The sequence below is a fragment of the Aerosticca soli genome (assembly GCF_003967035.1).
Taxonomy (GTDB): domain Bacteria; phylum Pseudomonadota; class Gammaproteobacteria; order Xanthomonadales; family Rhodanobacteraceae; genus Aerosticca; species Aerosticca soli.
Genome location: NZ_AP018560.1, coordinates 2,096,925 through 2,112,739 on the forward strand (window position 1 = coordinate 2,096,925; position 15,815 = coordinate 2,112,739).

Genomic DNA, 15,815 nt, shown 5'->3' on the forward strand with positions numbered 1-15,815 from the left:
AGCGCAAGCCTCGCGCGGAGCCGACACGCCGCCGGTGCCTGCCGCGCGAGCGCTATTGAACCAATGTCACCGCCAGCGGGCGCTGGTCGCTGCGACCATTTCGCATTGCTCTACGGACGGGCGGCATATTCGCGCACGATCGGGGCGAGCTTGGGATCCTGCAACGCCATGTGCATGGTGGCGCGCACGAGCCCGGCCTTGTTGCCGCAGTCGAAGCGGATGCCTTCGAAGCGGTAGGCCAGCACCTTGCCCTGCTCGCCGATCAGCGACTCGATGGCGTCGGTGAGCTGGATCTCGCCGCCGGCGCCCGGACGGGTTTCCTCCAGCAGCCTGAAGATGCGGCCAGGCAGCACATAGCGACCGACCACGGCGAGGTTGGATGGCGCCTCGGCCGGCTTGGGCTTCTCCACCATGTTGCGGATGCGCGCGCTGCGACCGCCCGTCGCCTCGGCATCGACGATGCCGTATTTGTCGGTGTCCTCGGGCGGCACTTCCTCCACCGCGATGACGCCCGCGTTCTCCGCCTCGGCCAGCTCGGCCATCTGGCGCAATGCGCCGCGGGCGGGGTTCCAGATGAGGTCGTCGGGAAGCACGATGCCGAAGGGTTCATCGTCGCCGATGACCGGCCGCGCGCACAACACGGCATGGCCAAGGCCGAGCGCCTCCGGCTGGGTGACGAAGATCGCCCGCACGTGCTTGGGCAGCGTGCCCTGCACCTGGGCCAGCAGATCCTCCTTGCCCTTTTCCTCGAGCTTGGCTTCGAGTTCGTAGGCCTTGTCGAAATAGTCGGCGATGGCGTGCTTGTAGCGGTTGGTGACGAACACCAGGGTGTCTGCACCGGCGTCTACCGCCTCGTCCACCGCGTACTGGATCAACGGCCGGTCCAGCACCGGAAGCATTTCCTTGGCGACCGCCTTGGTCGCCGGCAGGAAACGGGTGCCTAAGCCGGCGACCGGGAATACGACCTTGCGCAGGGGTTTGCTCACTTGCTGTCTCCGGATTCGTTACGGCGGATGGATACGACATTGTCGGGCTGCGGACCGTCGCTCCAGCGGAACGACGGCAGCACGCTGGAGATGCAGCGGCGCAGTTCGTCTTCGTCGTATTCGTCGACGGCCGCGGCGGCGCGGGTCAGCAGCGCCTGCAACAGCTCCCAGGCGACCTGGCGCGGCTGGGCCAGAAAAATCTTGGCATGGCGAGTGGCGCTGTAACTCTCCTGTGGATGGAACAGTTCCTCGAAGAGCTTCTCCCCCGGCCGCAGCCCGGTATACACGATGGGAACCTCGGTGCCCGGCTTCTTGCCGGCCAGGCGGATCATCTGCTCGGCCAAGTCGCGGATCTTGACCGGCTCGCCCATGTCCAGCGCGAAGATCTCGCCGCCCCGACCCAGGCTAGCCGCCTGCAGGATCAACTGGCAGGCCTCCGGAATGGTCATGAAATAACGGGTGATCTCCGGATGGGTCACGGTCACCGGACCGCCCTCGCGGATCTGCTGGCGGAACAGCGGCACCACCGAGCCGGCCGAGTCGAGCACGTTGCCGAAACGCACGGTGAGATAGCGCGTCGCCGAGCGCGCATCGAGATTCTGGCAATAGATCTCGGCGATGCGCTTGCAGGCGCCCATCACATTGGTGGGATTGACCGCCTTGTCGGTGGAAATGAGCACGAAGCATTCGCAACCGGAAAGATCGGCCAGATCGGCCAAAGTACGGGTGACCAGGACGTTGTTGCGGAAGGCGCTGCGCAACTGGTGCTGCAGCAGCGGCACATGCTTGTACGCGGCGGCGTGGAGCACTACCTGCGGCTGGTACTGGCCAAACAGCCGCCGCATCGCCACCGCATCGCCGGCATCGGCCAGCACCCCGTCGAAGACCAGCTCCGGATAGGCGCCGCGCAGTTCCTGGCTGATGCGGTAGAGGTTGTATTCGCACATCTCGACCACGGTCAGCGCCTGCGCGCCCAGCCGGCAGACCTGGCGGCACAGCTCCGAACCGATCGAGCCGCCGCCGCCGGTCACCAGCACGCGCCGACCGCTCAAGGTTTCGCGGATGGACGTCCAATCGAGTTCGATCGCATCGCGGCCGAGCAGGTCCTCGATCGCGACCTCCTTGATTTCGTTGAATTGCGCGCGGCCGGCGACGACGTCCTCCAGCCGCGGCAGGGTGCGATAGGGCAGACCAGTGGCATCGCAAAGCTCCACCACGCGACGCATTTCCGCCAACGACGCCGCCGGCAGCGCGATCAGCAGCATGTCGACCGCGGCCTCGGCGGCGATCTGTGGCAACTGCTCGATCCGCCCGAGCACCGGCCGCCCGTTGATGCTCGCACCGCGCAGACGCGGCTGGTCATCGACGAAGCCGACGACGTCGTAGCCGCCGTCACGGCGCAGGTCGCGCGACAGTGCCTCACCAGCGCGGTCGGCGCCGACGACCAGCACCCGTTTGCTGTGGCTGGTGCGGAACAGATCGAGCCGGCTGTCCTTCCAGAAGCGATACAGCAGGCGCGGTGCCCCTAGCAGGATCGCCAGCAGCACGGGATAGAGCAACAGCACCGAACGCGGCACGCCCTCGAGGCGCTCGTAAAGGAACAGCACCGGGCCGATCACCAGCACGCCGCCGACCGCCGCACGCAGGATGTTCCACAGGTCCGGCAGGCTGGCAAAACGCCAGACACCGCGGTAAAGCCCGGTCCAGGCAAAGATCAAACCCTGGATCAGCAGCACGATGGGAAATTCCAGCCGACCGAATTGCTGGACCTCCTCCGGTCGCACCATGTAGCGCAACGCCTTGGCCAGCCACCAGGCCAAGGCGGTCATCAGCAGGTCGTGGATCACCACCGCTGCACGCGGCGGGATGGCACCGATTACCTTACGCAGGGACATGGGATTTGCGCCGATACAGCATGCGACGGGCTTGCCACCATCCCAGCGCGGCCAGTAGATAGGTCAACAGGCACACTGCCCAAGCTACCGGCGGATGCAGCGCGGCGATGATCGCCAGCGGCAGTGCCACGCACAGATTCCATGTCAGATACAAACCCGAACTCCCTGCATGCGTGAATCCACGCCGCACCAGCCATTGGTACAAATGCTCACGATGGGCAGCATACCAGCGCCTTCCGCGCAGCATGCGTAAAGCCAGCGTGAGGCCGGCATCCATCGCAAAAGCTGAACTCAGGACGAGCGCGGGCCACAGCAACTCGTGCCTGACACGCCAGAGCATGGCGGTAAGGGCGAAAACCATGAAACCGATGCTGCCGCTGCCCACGTCGCCCATGAAAATGCGGGCCGGTGCACGGTTGTAGTACCAGAAGCCCAGGCACGCCGCGGCCAGACAGGCAGCCATGCCGGCAAGCGTGGGACTGCCCGCTCCCCAGGCCAGCCAGGCGATGCCCGCACCGACGAAGACGCCCTGCTGCGCCAGCAGGCCGTCGATGCCATCCATGAAATTGTGCAGGTTGATGCTCCAGACCCCGAGCAGCATCCACACCGGCAACCACCCCCAGGCCGCATGGTCGAGCCAGGCCAGCACGAAGAGGCCGGCTGCCGCCCACTGCACGATGAGGCGCGGCACGATGCCGAGGGGGCGGTGATCATCCCACCAGCCGATCAGGGCCACCGCGAGCAAGGCGACCAGCAACGCCGCCATCGAGACACCGGCGACATCCGTCGGATTGGCCAACCACAGACCCGCAAGCCCGACGGCCAAGGCCGCCACCACGCCGATACCGCCGCCGCGTGGCGTAGGCACCTGGTGCGAGCGTCGTTGTCCGGGCTGATCGAAGAGCCCGCGCCGGCGCGCATAGGCGATTGCCAGGCGCACGCCGAACCACGCGAGCAGACAGGTCAAGAGCGGCCAGAGCCCGATCTTCATGCCTTGGAATGGCTCACTCGTTGGCCACGCCATGAATCGGCCGGATGGTGCCCCAGCTCTTGCAGCTCGGGCATTGCCAGTGATGCGCCTTGGCGCCGAAGCCGCAACGGCTGCAGCGATACATGGCCTGCCCTTCGAGCAATTTGCGGGTGAGATCACGCAGGATGAGGAAATTCTCCCGCGCCTCGCCATCGACCTTGTCGAGCGTGGCGTCGATCAAAGCCATCAGGCCGCGTACCGAAGGCCGCTGGCGCAGCTGCGAGGTCAGGAAATCGATCGCCGCCCGCTCGCCGTCGCGCCGTTCGTAGAGCCGTACCAGCGCCAGCACCGGCGAAATGCCGTGGTAGCGGGTCAGCAGCTCGCGCAGAAAACGCTCGGCCCGTTCCATCTGCTGCGAGCGCGCATAGCTGTGCAGCAGCGGCGGCAGGATATCGGGCACGAAGGCAACATCAGCCGCCACCGCCTTTTCATAGGCTTCCACGGCCTCGGCGTGCTCGCCGTTCTCGGCATGCAGGCGCCCGGTGAGCATGTAGGCCCGCACGCAATCGACCTGACAGGCAAACGCCTGGCGCAGATAGTCACGCGCTTCCGCATAGGCGCCATGCTGGCGGGCGCGTTCGGCCAGTTCGCAATAGAACTGGGCGATGGTCTGCGCCTCCGACTCGCCGGTCATCGCCTCGAGACGCCGCGCGTGTTCGATCGCCTTGTGCCAGTCGCGCTCGTGCTGGTAGATCGCGACCAGATGGCGCAACGCCGAGGGCGCATGCGCGTTCATGGCGACGAGATCGGAGAACAGTGTCTCCGCGCGATCGAGCAGCCCGGCACGCATGTAGTCCTCACCGAGCTCGAGCAAGGCCACCGTCTTCATTTCCTCGGTGAGGCCCGGCCGCGATACCAGATGCTGGTGCACGCGGATGGCGCGATCGACCTCGCCACGGCGGCGGAACAGATTGCCGAGGGCGAGATGGGTCTCCACCGTGTCACGGTTGTATTCGGCGAGCTTCAGGAAGACCTCGATCGCCTTGTCCTGCTCCTCGTTGAGCAGGTAGTTGAGTCCACGAAAATAATCAGAGGACAGCGCACTGACCTGCACGTCCGAGCGGTAGGCCGCAGCACGCCTGGCGGCCAGCCAGCCGGCCAGGAACGCCACCGGGATCAGCAAGGCAAGCAGGTATGGAAGGTTCATGCCGAGGTCGCGGCGCGGCGGCGACGCCCATCCTTGGGCGTGCGGTTACGACGCTGCAGCCGCATGCCGAGCCAGGCGGTCAGCCCGCCCAGCAACCAGCCGATCACCAGCGCGACGAGCAGGACGGCCCCCTTGGGCCAACGGACGACCGCGAAACCGAGGTCGTAGTCGACCAGCGTGGCATTGAGGGCACCCACCGCTACGCCCGCGGCCGCCGCCAGTATCAAGATCAAGAGAACGAGCCATCGCATGACATGGACTTTACCGAAAAGCCGGTTATCCGGCACGGGCCGGGAGCGGCGCGCTGAAAGCAAAAGACCCGCGCAAGCGCGGGTCTTTTGGATGTGGTGGGCCGTGTAGGATTCGAACCTACGACCAATTGATTAAGAGTCAACTGCTCTACCAGCTGAGCTAACGGCCCTAGTGCGTTTTTGAATTGGGGTGGACGATGGGACTCGAACCCACGACAACCGGAATCACAATCCGGTACTCTAACCAACTGAGCTACGCCCACCATAACCATCTGGCGCGCCCGACAGGAATCGAACCTGCAACCGTCGGCTTAGAAGGCCGATGCTCTATCCGGTTGAGCTACAGGCGCTTGAAACCGCATGTCGCCTGATGGTCGGGGCAGAGGGATTCGAACCCCCGACATCCAGCTCCCAAAGCTGGCGCTCTACCAGACTGAGCTATACCCCGCAGCTTGCCAACCTTCGGCGCTGATCCTGCGACGCGAAGCTCGCCGATGCTACGGTAGGCACACCGTCCAGTCAATCCGTGTCGTGCTCGCCGGGACATTCCATCCGCCCCGCTTCGACGCCGACCAGCACAGGACTGGCACGGCATCGCTTCTTGAAAAATGGCGCGCCCGGAGAGATTCGAACTCCCGACCACCAAGTTCGTAGCCTGGTACTCTATCCAACTGAGCTACGGGCGCGCAGATCAAAACACTGGCTCGCCGTCATTGCACCGCGGCGAGACGCGGAATTATTCCGGCTCGTGCCGCGAACGTCAATAGTTGCGGCAGTCCTCGAGGCAAGAAAAAGGTTCTTCTCCCAACTGAGTGGAGAGAGGCGCACGGCCGACGGGTCAGACTTGCTGTTCTCTAGGCAACAAACTGGGGCCGGCCGTGGCCGAGCAGGCTTGTATGGCCCGTCTGGGCGGCTGGACGGGATACCGAGTTGGCAAGTGGCGTCATGAGCTGCGCAGGCAGCAGCGCTGGCTGGTGATCGAGTTGGAGCCGACGCCGGGGGCGCAGCGGCAATGCACGGGCTGTGGGCAGGCGGTCGTGGCCATCCATGACTGGACGATGCGGCGCATTCGCGAGTTGCCCGTGTTCGGTGCGCCGGTGGAGCTGCACGTGCCGCGTCTTCGGCTGGCTTGCCAGGGCTGCGGGCCGCGGCTGGAACAGTTGGACTGGCTGGATCCGCATGCGCGGGTAACGCGGCGTCTGGCCGACAGCGTGGCCCGGCTGTGCGCGGTGACGTCGGTGCTGCACGCGGCGCGTTGGCATGGCATCGACTGGAAGACGGCCAAGGCCATCGACTGGCGGGCACTGGAGCGCGATCTGGGGCCGGTGGATCTGGAGGGCGTGCGCCGGATCGCCATGGACGAGTTCGCGATCCAGAAGGGCCATCGCTACGCCACCGTGGTGGTCGATGTGGAGCGCAAGCGGGTGCTGTGGGTGGGGCGCGGCCGTTCGCGAGTCGAGATCAGGCCGTTCTTCGAACGGCTCGGACCGGCGCGTTGCGCACGCATCGAGGCCGTGGCCATGGACATGAACACGGCGTTCGACCTGGAAGTGCGCCAGCACTGCCCGAATGCCCGCGTGGTGTACGACCTGTTCCACGTGGTCGCCAAGTACGGACGCGAGGTGATTGGCCGGGTGCGGGTGGACGCGGCCAATCAGCTGCGTCACGACAAGCCGGCGCGCCGAGTGGTCAAGCGCGCCCACTGGCTGCTGCTGCGCAATCCTCGGCGCCTGAAGGAAGCCGAACACATCCGGCTGGACGAGGTGCTGGCGGCCAACCGGCCGCTGATGACGGCCTACGTGATGAAAGAACAGCTCAAGGCGCTGTGGAACGCACCGACAGCCTGGGCGTGGCGGGCAGCCTGGAAACAGTGGCTACGCCATGCCCAGGAAAGCGGTATCCCCGCCCTGACCCACTTCGCTCAATGCCTCAAACCTTACTGGCGCGGCATCCTCAGCCGGGTGCGCTGGCCCCTGCATACCGGCCTGCTCGAAGGCATCAACAACAAGATCAAGGTCATCAAGCGCATCGCCTACGGCTACCGCGATGACGCCTACTTCTTCCTCAAGATCCGGGCGGCCTTCCCCGGAGTTGGGTGAAGAACCAAGAAAAACCGCTCAACGACTCTGCGGCGCCGGATCACCGACCTTCGCCGAGCCGGCATCGCCGCGCGACGGTGGCGGCGGCGGCACGGACGAGCCGGTCAGCGGCGTCTTGCTCCAATCGGCAGGCGGACCCGGCACCCGGCCGGCCATGATCTCGTCGATCTGCTGCGCGTCGATGGTTTCATACTGCAGCAGGGCATCGGCCATCAGATGCAGCTTGTCGATATTGTCGGTGAGCAGCTGGCGCGTGCGCGCATAGGCATGCTCGAGGATGGAGCGCACTTCCTCGTCGATCTTGCGCGCCGTCTCGTCGGAAACATTCTTGTGCTGGGTGACGGCGCGGCCCAGGAACACCTCGTCCTCTTCCTCGCCGTAGGCCATCGGACCGAGCACGTCGGACAGGCCCCACTTGGTCACCATGTTGCGCGCGATGCGGGTGGCGCGTTCGATGTCGTTGGACGCGCCGGTGGTGACCTTGTCCTCGCCGAAGATCAACGCCTCGGCCACGCGGCCGCCATAGAGCGAGCACAGCTGCGACTCGATCGCGACGCGGTTCATGCTGTACTTGTCGTTCTCGGGCAGGAACTGGGTAACGCCGAGCGCACGGCCACGCGGGATGATCGTCACCTTGTAGACCGGATCATGCTCGGGCACCAGCCGGCCGACGATGGCGTGGCCGGCCTCGTGGTAGGCAGTGAGCCGCTTTTCCTCCTCGCTCATCACCATGGAGCGGCGTTCGGTACCCATCAGGATCTTGTCGCGCGCGCGGTCGAAATGGCTCATGCGCACCTCGCGTGCATTCTCGCGCGCGGCGAACAACGCCGCCTCGTTGACCAGGTTGGCAAGGTCAGCGCCCGAGAACCCCGGGGTGCCGCGGGCGATGGTCATGGCGTTGACGTCGCTGGCGATCGGCAGCTTGCGCATGTGCACCTTGAGGATCTGCTCGCGCCCCTTCACGTCCGGCAATCCGACCACCACCTGGCGATCGAAACGCCCGGGACGCAGCAAGGCCGGGTCGAGCACGTCCGGGCGGTTGGTGGCGGCGATGACGATGATGCCCTCGGTACCCTCGAAACCGTCCATCTCGACCAGCAGCTGGTTGAGGGTCTGTTCGCGCTCGTCGTGACCGCCACCCAAGCCCGCGCCGCGATGACGACCGACGGCGTCGATCTCGTCGATGAAGATGATGCACGGCGCATGCTTCTTGGCCTGCTCGAACATGTCGCGCACGCGGCTGGCGCCGACGCCGACGAACATCTCGACGAAGTCCGAGCCAGAGATCGAGAAGAACGGCACCTTGGCCTCGCCGGCGATGGCCTTGGCCAGCAGCGTCTTGCCGGTGCCGGGCGGCCCGACCATCAGCACGCCGCGGGGAATCTTGCCGCCGAGCTTCTGGAACTTGCCCGGATCGCGCAGGAACTCGACCAGCTCGCCGACCTCCTCCTTGGCCTCGTCGCAGCCGGCGACGTCGTTGAAAGTCACCTTGACCTGGTCCTCGCCCTGCAGCTTGGCGCGCGAGCGGCCGAAGCTCATCGCGCCGCGCCCGCCGGCGCCGGCCTGCATCTGCCGCATGAACCAGACGAAAGCACCGATGATGAGGATCATCGGCAGCCAGTTGAGCAGCAGGCTGACCAGGGTGAGCCCGTTGCTGGGCGGCTCCTGGGTGATCACCACGCCCTTGTCCTGCATCTGCTTGACCACGCCGTTGGTGGAAAAGCCCAGCACCGGCGCCACGGTGCGGAACGCGCTGCCGTCCTTGAGCTTGCCGGTGATGGTCGCGGGGTTGTCGGCGCTGATGCTGGCGCTGGCCACGTTGCCGTTGTCGACGTTCTGCACGAAGCTGCTGTAGGGCAGATCGGACGAGCCGCCGTGCGGGTTGAAACTCTGGTACACGGTGAGCAACACCACCGCGATGATCACCCAGAGCAACAGATTCTTTGCCATTTCGTTCATGCCTGCTTCTCATCAGGAAACCCGCCCCGGCCATGCAGGCCCTGGGCGAGTGCGTAGACCTCTCGCGAACGCGCACGGGAGGCCTTGGGTTTACGCATGGTCACGCGGGCGAACTCCGCACGCAAGCTGCGCAAGTAGTCGTCGAACCCGGCGCCCTGGAACAGCTTGACCAGGAACGCGCCGCCCGGACGCAGCCAATGCCGACAGAAATCCAGTGCCAGTTCGGCCAACTCCATGGCACGTATCTGGTCCGACAGAGCCACGCCACTCATATTGGGGGCCATGTCCGACAGCACAAGATCGACCTGCCGGCCGCCGAGCTGCTCTTCCAGTGCCCGCAGCACGGCTTCCTCGCGGAAATCGCCCTGGATGAAGTCCACCCCGGCGATGCCCGGCATGGGCAAGACGTCCAGCGCGATCACCCGGCCGGTATCGCCGAGTTCGCGACGCACCAATTGCGACCAACCGCCCGGCGCGGCGCCCAGATCCACCACCTGCATGCCGGGTTTGAGCAGACGGTCGCGCTCGATGAGTTCCTCGAGCTTGTAGACGGCGCGGGAACGCAGCCCCTCGGCCTGCGCCTTCTTGACGTAGGGATCGTTGAAATGTTCCCGCAGCCAGCGGGAACTGCTCTTGCTGCGGGCCATGCGTGGGGACGGCTTTTTCGGATCGGCAGGCCCTGCATGATACCCTGCGTGCCCTCTTCCGCCATGAACCGTCATTGCCGCATGCCGCTCTCCTCCTCGCAGCGCCGCTATCTGCGCGGTCTCGCCCATGAACTCTCGCCGGTGATCCTGCTCGGCGCCAAGGGCGCGAGCGCGGCCGTGCTGGCCGAGCTCGATCGTGCCCTGCTGCAGCACGAGCTGGTCAAGGTGAAACTGGCCGGCGATCGCGAGGAGCGCGCGGCGCAGGCCGATGTGCTGCTGGAAGGCACAGGCGCGGAAGCCGTGCAGCAGATCGGACACATGCTGGTGCTGTTTCGTCGCAACGAGGACGAGCCTAAACTGGCCCTGCCGCGCTGACGCCATGGAACTGACCAGGGATTTCCCGGGCGAGTATCTCCATGTGCGGCGGGTCGGCGCGCGCAGCATCACGGTGGTGGAGCGCGAGCTGACCCGCAGCTTCCTGCTCTCGCCGGCCACGCTGGTGGAAGACTGGCCGGTCACCACGGTGCAGGCGCTCGATGCGGCGGCGGTCGATGCCATCCTCGCCCTGCAGCCGGAGCTCGTGCTGCTCGGCACCGGCGTGCGGCAGATCTTTCCCGAGGGGGCCTTCCTGGCCGCGTTCCTGCGCCGCGGCATCGGCATCGAAGTGATGGACAACGCCGCTGCCGCCCGCACCTATGACCTCCTGGCCGGCGAGGGTCGACGCGTAGTCGCGGCCTTCATCCTGCCGGAAGGCTGAATCGAGACGCCGCGCCTGCGGACGGCCGCGACGCCGCCGCAAGCCAAACCCATCGCGGCGGCAGACGTTCCTGCCAGCGACCCCGTCCCGAGCGGCGACGGCCGCCTCAGCGTGGCGGCAGGTAGGCCAGCGGATCGACCGGATTGCCGTCCTTGCGGATCTGGAATTGCAGCTCGTCGCGGGATGCGCCGGTCGCGCCCAGTTCCGCGATCACCTGGCCTGCGCTGACGCGCTGGCCTTCCTGCACCAGTCGCTTGCGATTGTGGCCGTAGGCGGACAGGAAACTGTCGTTGTGCTTGATGATCACCAGCTCGCCATAGCCGACCAGGCCATTGCCGCTGTAGACGACCACGCCATCCGCCGCCGCACGTACCGGATCGCCGGCCTTGCCGGCGATCTCGATGCCGGGAATGGCATCGCCGCTGTTGAAGCCCTTGATCAACGGGCCGTCTGCGGGCCAGCGCCAGGCGATGCCTTCGCTGGTCCGGACGGCGCCACTGCCTGGTTTGGCCGTACTGGGCGGCGGCGATGACGCGGGCGCGACGCCGGCCACCGGCACGGACGTCGTACTGCTGGCGCCAGCCGGCGTCGGGCCGGCCTTGCCGGCGACCGCTGGCGCCGCTTCTGCAACGGGCGGCGGGGTTGCTCGACTGCTCGCCACAGAAGGATTTTGCTGCGTGATGGGCTTGGGTGCCGGCAGCCCACCGGCAACGACCTGACCGCTGCGCGCTGGCGCGGTCGGTGACGATGGCGCCGGGCGTACCCCCGCGGGCCCCAGCCGCAACACCTGGCCGGGATGGATGACGTAAGGCGGCGCGATGTCGTTCCAGGCGGCGAGCTGGCGGAAATCCACGCCATGCCGGAAGGCGATCGAATACAGGGTGTCGCCACGCACCACCGTATAGGTGCCGCCCGGCGGCGTCGATGCCTGGGCGCCGTGCCGCGCGGGCGGCTGCACCACCACGGCGCCACGACGCACGTCGCAGGCGGCGAGCGCGAGCAGGCACAGCCCGAGCGACAGGAGTCGGCGCAAAGGTGTCATGCCGGCAAGCATAGCCGCAGGGTCCAGGCATTTCATGGCCGCGGTCGACTCTACTTGGGCCACAGCCACCAGGCCGCGAGCGCCGCCAGCGCCGTCAACGCGAACCAGCCGATCCATTCGATGTGCCGGTGCAGGACGCGCTCGGCCTGCTCGCCGTAGACGCGGATCAACAGCGCCAGCAGCCATACGCGCTTGCCCCGCCCCACCGCCATGCAGGCCAGGAACGGCAGCACCGGCACGCCGACGATACCGGCGGCCCAGGTGACGAACTTCATCGGGATCACCGGCTGCAGCGCGGCCAGCATCAGCGCGCCCAGCATCGCCGGCCAATGCTGGCGCATGTCGGTGCGCAGGTGGTCGACCCAGGTCGCGACGGTCGCCTGCATGTGTGGGCTGAACAATGGCCGCACCGCCTCGTAGGCGAAATGGCCGAGCAGATAGCCCACCAGCGAGCCGAGCAGCGAGAACGCCAGGCTGAGGTTGGCATAGCGGAAGGACTGCTGGCGCCGCCCCAGCATCATCGGCATCAGCATCACTTCGGGCATCACCGGAAAGATGAAGGCCTCGAAGAAACTCAAGCCGCACAGGTAATAGATCGCCCTGGGATGGCGCGCCCAGGCCAAGGCACGGGCATACAGGCTGCCGAACAAGCGCATCAGTGCATATCCTGAAGGTGGGCGGGCATCAACCGATGCCGCCGAGCAGCGGCACGAAGCTCACCGCACACAGCTCCTCCTGCTCGAAGCCGCCCTGGCCATCGCCATGGATGCGGATCAGGGTCTGGCTGCTGGGCGAGCCGACCGGCGCCACCAGCACGCCGTCGGGCGCGAGCTGATCGAGCAGACGCGACGGGATGGCATCGCCCGCGGCGGTGAGGATGATGGCGTCGAAAGGGGCTTCCTCCGCCCAGCCCAGCTTGCCGTCGTCATGCCGGGAACGGATGTTGGCGAGCCCCAGCTGGCGAAAGCGACGACGGGCCTGGCGCAGCAGCTCCTCGATCCGCTCGACGGTGAACACCTGCGGCACCAGCCGGGCCAGGATCGCCGCCTGGTAACCCGAGCCGGTGCCGATCTCGAGCACCTTCTGCGGCGTGCCGAATTCGAGCAGCGCTTCGCTCATGCGCGCCACCACCCAGGGCTGCGAGATGGTCTGGCCATGGCCGATCGGCAGCGCGGTGTTTTCGTAGGCGCGCGCATGGAGCGCTTGGTCGATGAAGTGGTGGCGCGGCACCTCGCGGATGGCCTCCAGCACCCGCGGATCGCGGATGCCCTCCTCCTTCAGCCTTGCCACCAGCCGGTCGCGGGCGCGCGGCGAGGTCATGCCCTCGCCCTTGAATGCCGACGGCGGCAACGGCGGATTGGCCATCAGGCGGCCTCGTCGTCCATCGCGCGGGTCATCGCCTGCACCCAGCCGCTGACCTTTTCCAGCGCCTGGTAACGGGTCAGATCGACGTGGATCGGCGTGACCGAGACATAACCGCGACGCACGGCATCGAAATCGGTGCCGGGACCGTCGTCCTCGGCGCCGCCGGCCGGCCCGATCCACCAGATCGGCCGCCCACGCGGGTCGGTCTGCGCGATGCATGGCGCCGAGCGGTGACGCTTGCCCAGCCGGGTGACCTCGAAACCGCGGATCTCGGCCCAGGGGCGGTCCGGCACGTTGACGTTGAGAATGGTGTCGGCCGGCAGCGGGTCGACCAGCAGCCGACGCATCAGCAGCAGCACCGCCTGGGCGGCCGCCTCGTAGTGCACGCCCTGGTGATCGCGGCTGACCAGCGAGACGGCGATCGCCGGCAATCCCAGAAAACGCCCCTCCATCGCCGCCGACACCGTGCCCGAATAGATCACGTCGTCGCCCAGGTTGGAGGCGTTGTTGATGCCAGACACCACGATGTCGGGTTCCTCCTCGAGCAGGCCGGCCAAGGCCAGATGCACGCAGTCGGTCGGCGTGCCGGCGACGCGGTAGTAGCCGTTGTCCATCTGGGTGGCGCGGATCGGCACGTCCAGCGTGAGCGAGTTGCTGGCGCCGGAGCGGTCGCGGTCCGGCGCCACCACCGTCACCCGGCCCACCGCGCCCAGATGTTCGGCCAGGATGTGGATGCCGGGGGCATCCACGCCATCGTCGTTGCTGACCAGGACACGCATGCTTGGATTCGTCGGCACGGCCATCACCTCGCGGAACCTTCGAGTCTAACCGAAGCGGCGAGGCGCTTTCACGGGCGCCACGGCGAGCGGCATGTACCATGCCCGGCGTGAAGCGGCGTGCCAGCCCCGAGCCCAGCGAAGAGGAGATCCGCCTGTTCCGCGAGGCGGTGGGCCCGGTTCGTGCGTTGCCGTCCGCGCCCGCTCCGCCGCCGGCACCGCGCCCGGCACCGGCGGCGCGCATGTTCGCCGCCGACGAGGCCGCCGTGCCGGGTGAGCTGCTCGACCTGGCCTTCGATCCCGCACTGCTCGAAATCGGCGAGGAGCTGGCCTACCTGCGCGAGGGCTATCCGCCGAAACTGCTCAAGGCGCTCAAGCGCGGGCAATACAGCGTGCAGGACGACATCGATCTGCATCACATGAACGCGGCGGCGGCGCAGGCGACCATCGTCGCCTTTCTCGCCGAGGCGCGTCGGCGCGGCCTGCGCTGCGTGCGCATCGTGCACGGCAAGGGGCTGCGCTCGAAGGCCGGCGGCCCGGTGCTGAAGGCACTCACCGACCGCCTGCTGCGCCGGCGCGACGACGTGATCGCCTTCGCCTCGGCGCGACCGGCACAGGGCGGCACCGGCGCGGTGGTGGTCTTGCTGAAGCGCTGACAATTTAAGAACGGCGGACGAGCTCTGGGGCGATCACCCGCCTCGGACACCTGCGCGAGCCTTTGGTCCCGGCGCGCGATCAGGTTCCTTGGCACTGCGTTTTTCAGGTGTCGTTGCCTGCAACGGATGGGCGCTCGGACACGATCGTGCCTGCCAGCTCGCGCACCACCACCGTGGCATAGGCTCCCGCGGGCAGCTCGAAAGCCAGTTCCAGCGCGTCATCCGCCAGCCAACGCCAGCGCAGGTCTTTCGGCAGCTGACGCAAGGGGCGGCGTTCCTGGTCCATGCGCGCCTCGGCAAGACCGCGCGCCAAGTCCTCGTACGCCGCGACCACGGCGCGTTCCAGCGCCCCCGCCTCGCCTTGCGCCGGGGTGTCGCCGCGCCCCCACAGCGGCCCGGACGGGTGGATGTCGCCCTGCGCGAGGCGGCCGGCCAGTACCTCGTCGAACGGCACCGGGCCAAACCACGAGCGCGAACCGGCCAGTGACCAGATTTCGCCTTCCAGCGGACGGTCCCAGGCCTCGCGCGCCACACGCGCGCCGAGCACCTCGTTGAAAAGATGCGAGCGCGCCGCGGACAACAGGAACGCGCGCTTGTCGCGATCCACACGGCGGCCGGCGAACATCGCGCGGGCCTGCTCGACGTTGCCACCGCCACGACCGAAGCGCTGCTCGCCGAAATAGTTGGGGACCCCGCGCGCCGCGATCGTCCGCAAGCGCGCCTCGGCGGCACCGCGATCGCCGGCGACCTCGCGCAGGGTGAGCACGAAGCGATTGCCGCGCAGCGCGCCGCGCTTCAGTTTGCGGCCGTGGCGCGTGGCGGCGAGGATCCGCGCCCTGGGATCGGGAAAGCCGGCCCAGTCCGGCTCCTCGCGTCCGGCGAGCTGGACGCTGAAGGTCTGCCGGGTCAGCGCATGGCGATCCTTGAGGCCGGCATAGCCCACCGCCAGCGGCGGCACGCCGGCGAAGGCGGCGAGTGCGCGCGCCAGCTGCTCGGTGGTGAGATCGCGCTTTTCCACCCACAGCAGCACATGCTCGCCGCGGCCGTCGGCGGCGTAACCCAAGATTTCCTCGACCTGGAAATCCTCATCCGTCGCGCGCAGACGCGCCTTGAGCGGCGGCGCGCCGTGAGCCAGCGGCCACTCATCCATGGGCGATTCCATCGAGAGTCCCGCACTGCCGCCGCCCGCAGCCGACGGCAAGTTC

Annotated in this window: 16 protein-coding genes and 5 tRNA genes; 4 read left to right on the top strand and 17 right to left on the bottom strand. The window is 67.2% G+C overall.

Annotated elements, in window-relative coordinates:
• Positions 1–110: 110 nt before the first annotated feature.
• The 10 genes from galU to ALSL_RS09850 form a co-directional block, all read right to left on the bottom strand.
• Positions 111–986, bottom strand: a complete 876-nt coding sequence (galU, locus tag ALSL_RS09805; protein ID WP_126538726.1) for a UTP--glucose-1-phosphate uridylyltransferase GalU — start codon at positions 984–986, stop codon at positions 111–113.
• Positions 983–2,881 carry a nucleoside-diphosphate sugar epimerase/dehydratase gene (locus ALSL_RS09810; RefSeq protein WP_126538727.1) on the bottom strand — a complete coding sequence of 633 codons (1,899 nt, stop codon included), beginning with the start codon at positions 2,879–2,881 and terminating at the stop codon, positions 983–985. Before ALSL_RS09810 ends, galU begins: the two co-directional genes overlap by 4 nt.
• A complete protein-coding gene (locus tag ALSL_RS09815; RefSeq protein WP_126538728.1) occupies positions 2,868–3,872 on the bottom strand; it encodes an MraY family glycosyltransferase in 1,005 nt (334 codons plus the stop codon). The genes ALSL_RS09810 and ALSL_RS09815 overlap by 14 nt, the downstream gene beginning before the upstream one ends.
• Before the next feature lie 13 nt (positions 3,873–3,885).
• Positions 3,886–5,058 (bottom strand): lipopolysaccharide assembly protein LapB, encoded by a 1,173-nt coding sequence (lapB, locus tag ALSL_RS09820; RefSeq protein WP_126538729.1) that lies wholly within the window; start codon positions 5,056–5,058, stop codon positions 3,886–3,888.
• Positions 5,055–5,291: a LapA family protein gene (locus tag ALSL_RS09825; RefSeq protein ID WP_425478977.1), complete on the bottom strand. Its 237-nt coding sequence runs from the start codon at positions 5,289–5,291 to the stop codon at positions 5,055–5,057. The genes lapB and ALSL_RS09825 overlap by 4 nt, the downstream gene beginning before the upstream one ends.
• Before the next feature lie 112 nt (positions 5,292–5,403).
• Positions 5,404–5,479, bottom strand: a tRNA-Lys gene (locus tag ALSL_RS09830).
• Between the two features lie 16 nt (positions 5,480–5,495).
• Positions 5,496–5,572, bottom strand: a tRNA-His gene (locus ALSL_RS09835).
• A gap of 10 nt (positions 5,573–5,582) precedes the next feature.
• Positions 5,583–5,659: transfer RNA gene (locus tag ALSL_RS09840), tRNA-Arg, on the bottom strand.
• 21 nt (positions 5,660–5,680) lie between these two features.
• Positions 5,681–5,757: transfer RNA gene (locus tag ALSL_RS09845), tRNA-Pro, on the bottom strand.
• Between the two features lie 161 nt (positions 5,758–5,918).
• Positions 5,919–5,995: transfer RNA gene (locus tag ALSL_RS09850), tRNA-Arg, on the bottom strand.
• A 192-nt stretch (positions 5,996–6,187) separates the two neighbouring features.
• On the opposite strand from ALSL_RS09850, the gene ALSL_RS09855 reads away from it, so the two are divergent.
• Complete coding sequence (locus ALSL_RS09855; RefSeq protein WP_198410645.1) at positions 6,188–7,408, top strand: ISL3 family transposase; 1,221 nt, start codon at positions 6,188–6,190, stop codon at positions 7,406–7,408.
• An 18-nt stretch (positions 7,409–7,426) separates the two neighbouring features.
• Here ALSL_RS09855 and ftsH read toward each other — a convergent pair whose 3' ends face one another.
• Entirely contained in the window at positions 7,427–9,367 is a 1,941-nt protein-coding gene (gene ftsH, locus ALSL_RS09860; RefSeq protein WP_174928840.1) for an ATP-dependent zinc metalloprotease FtsH, read from the bottom strand.
• On the bottom strand, positions 9,364–10,014 hold the full coding sequence (gene rlmE, locus ALSL_RS09865; RefSeq protein ID WP_126538731.1) for a 23S rRNA (uridine(2552)-2'-O)-methyltransferase RlmE: 651 nt from the start codon (positions 10,012–10,014) through the stop codon (positions 9,364–9,366). Before rlmE ends, ftsH begins: the two co-directional genes overlap by 4 nt.
• Before the next feature lie 63 nt (positions 10,015–10,077).
• On the opposite strand from rlmE, the gene yhbY reads away from it, so the two are divergent.
• Both yhbY and ALSL_RS09875 read left to right on the top strand, forming a co-directional pair.
• Positions 10,078–10,389, top strand: coding sequence for a ribosome assembly RNA-binding protein YhbY (gene yhbY / locus ALSL_RS09870; protein WP_425478978.1), 312 nt, complete (start codon positions 10,078–10,080; stop codon positions 10,387–10,389).
• A gap of 4 nt (positions 10,390–10,393) precedes the next feature.
• Positions 10,394–10,771 carry an Mth938-like domain-containing protein gene (locus tag ALSL_RS09875; protein WP_126538733.1) on the top strand — a complete coding sequence of 126 codons (378 nt, stop codon included), beginning with the start codon at positions 10,394–10,396 and terminating at the stop codon, positions 10,769–10,771.
• A gap of 106 nt (positions 10,772–10,877) precedes the next feature.
• Here ALSL_RS09875 and ALSL_RS09880 read toward each other — a convergent pair whose 3' ends face one another.
• From ALSL_RS09880 to surE, 4 genes are read right to left on the bottom strand one after another with little or no spacing between them, the layout of a single operon-like run.
• Positions 10,878–11,813, bottom strand: a complete 936-nt coding sequence (locus ALSL_RS09880) for a peptidoglycan DD-metalloendopeptidase family protein (RefSeq protein ID WP_126538735.1) — start codon at positions 11,811–11,813, stop codon at positions 10,878–10,880.
• Between the two features lie 50 nt (positions 11,814–11,863).
• Positions 11,864–12,469 (bottom strand): YqaA family protein, encoded by a 606-nt coding sequence (locus ALSL_RS09885; RefSeq protein ID WP_126538737.1) that lies wholly within the window; start codon positions 12,467–12,469, stop codon positions 11,864–11,866.
• A 28-nt stretch (positions 12,470–12,497) separates the two neighbouring features.
• The gene (locus ALSL_RS09890) at positions 12,498–13,178 is read right to left on the bottom strand and encodes a protein-L-isoaspartate(D-aspartate) O-methyltransferase (RefSeq protein WP_126538739.1); all 681 of its coding nucleotides are present in this window, start codon (positions 13,176–13,178) and stop codon (positions 12,498–12,500) included.
• The gene (gene surE / locus ALSL_RS09895) at positions 13,178–13,957 is read right to left on the bottom strand and encodes a 5'/3'-nucleotidase SurE (protein WP_126538741.1); all 780 of its coding nucleotides are present in this window, start codon (positions 13,955–13,957) and stop codon (positions 13,178–13,180) included. Before surE ends, ALSL_RS09890 begins: the two co-directional genes overlap by 1 nt.
• A gap of 98 nt (positions 13,958–14,055) precedes the next feature.
• On the opposite strand from surE, the gene ALSL_RS09900 reads away from it, so the two are divergent.
• The gene (locus ALSL_RS09900) at positions 14,056–14,610 is read left to right on the top strand and encodes a Smr/MutS family protein (protein WP_126538743.1); all 555 of its coding nucleotides are present in this window, start codon (positions 14,056–14,058) and stop codon (positions 14,608–14,610) included.
• 103 nt (positions 14,611–14,713) lie between these two features.
• Here the strand turns inward: ALSL_RS09900 and truD are convergent, their stop codons facing one another.
• The gene (gene truD, locus ALSL_RS09905) at positions 14,714–15,760 is read right to left on the bottom strand and encodes a tRNA pseudouridine(13) synthase TruD (RefSeq protein WP_126538745.1); all 1,047 of its coding nucleotides are present in this window, start codon (positions 15,758–15,760) and stop codon (positions 14,714–14,716) included.
• Positions 15,761–15,815: the final 55 nt, after the last annotated feature.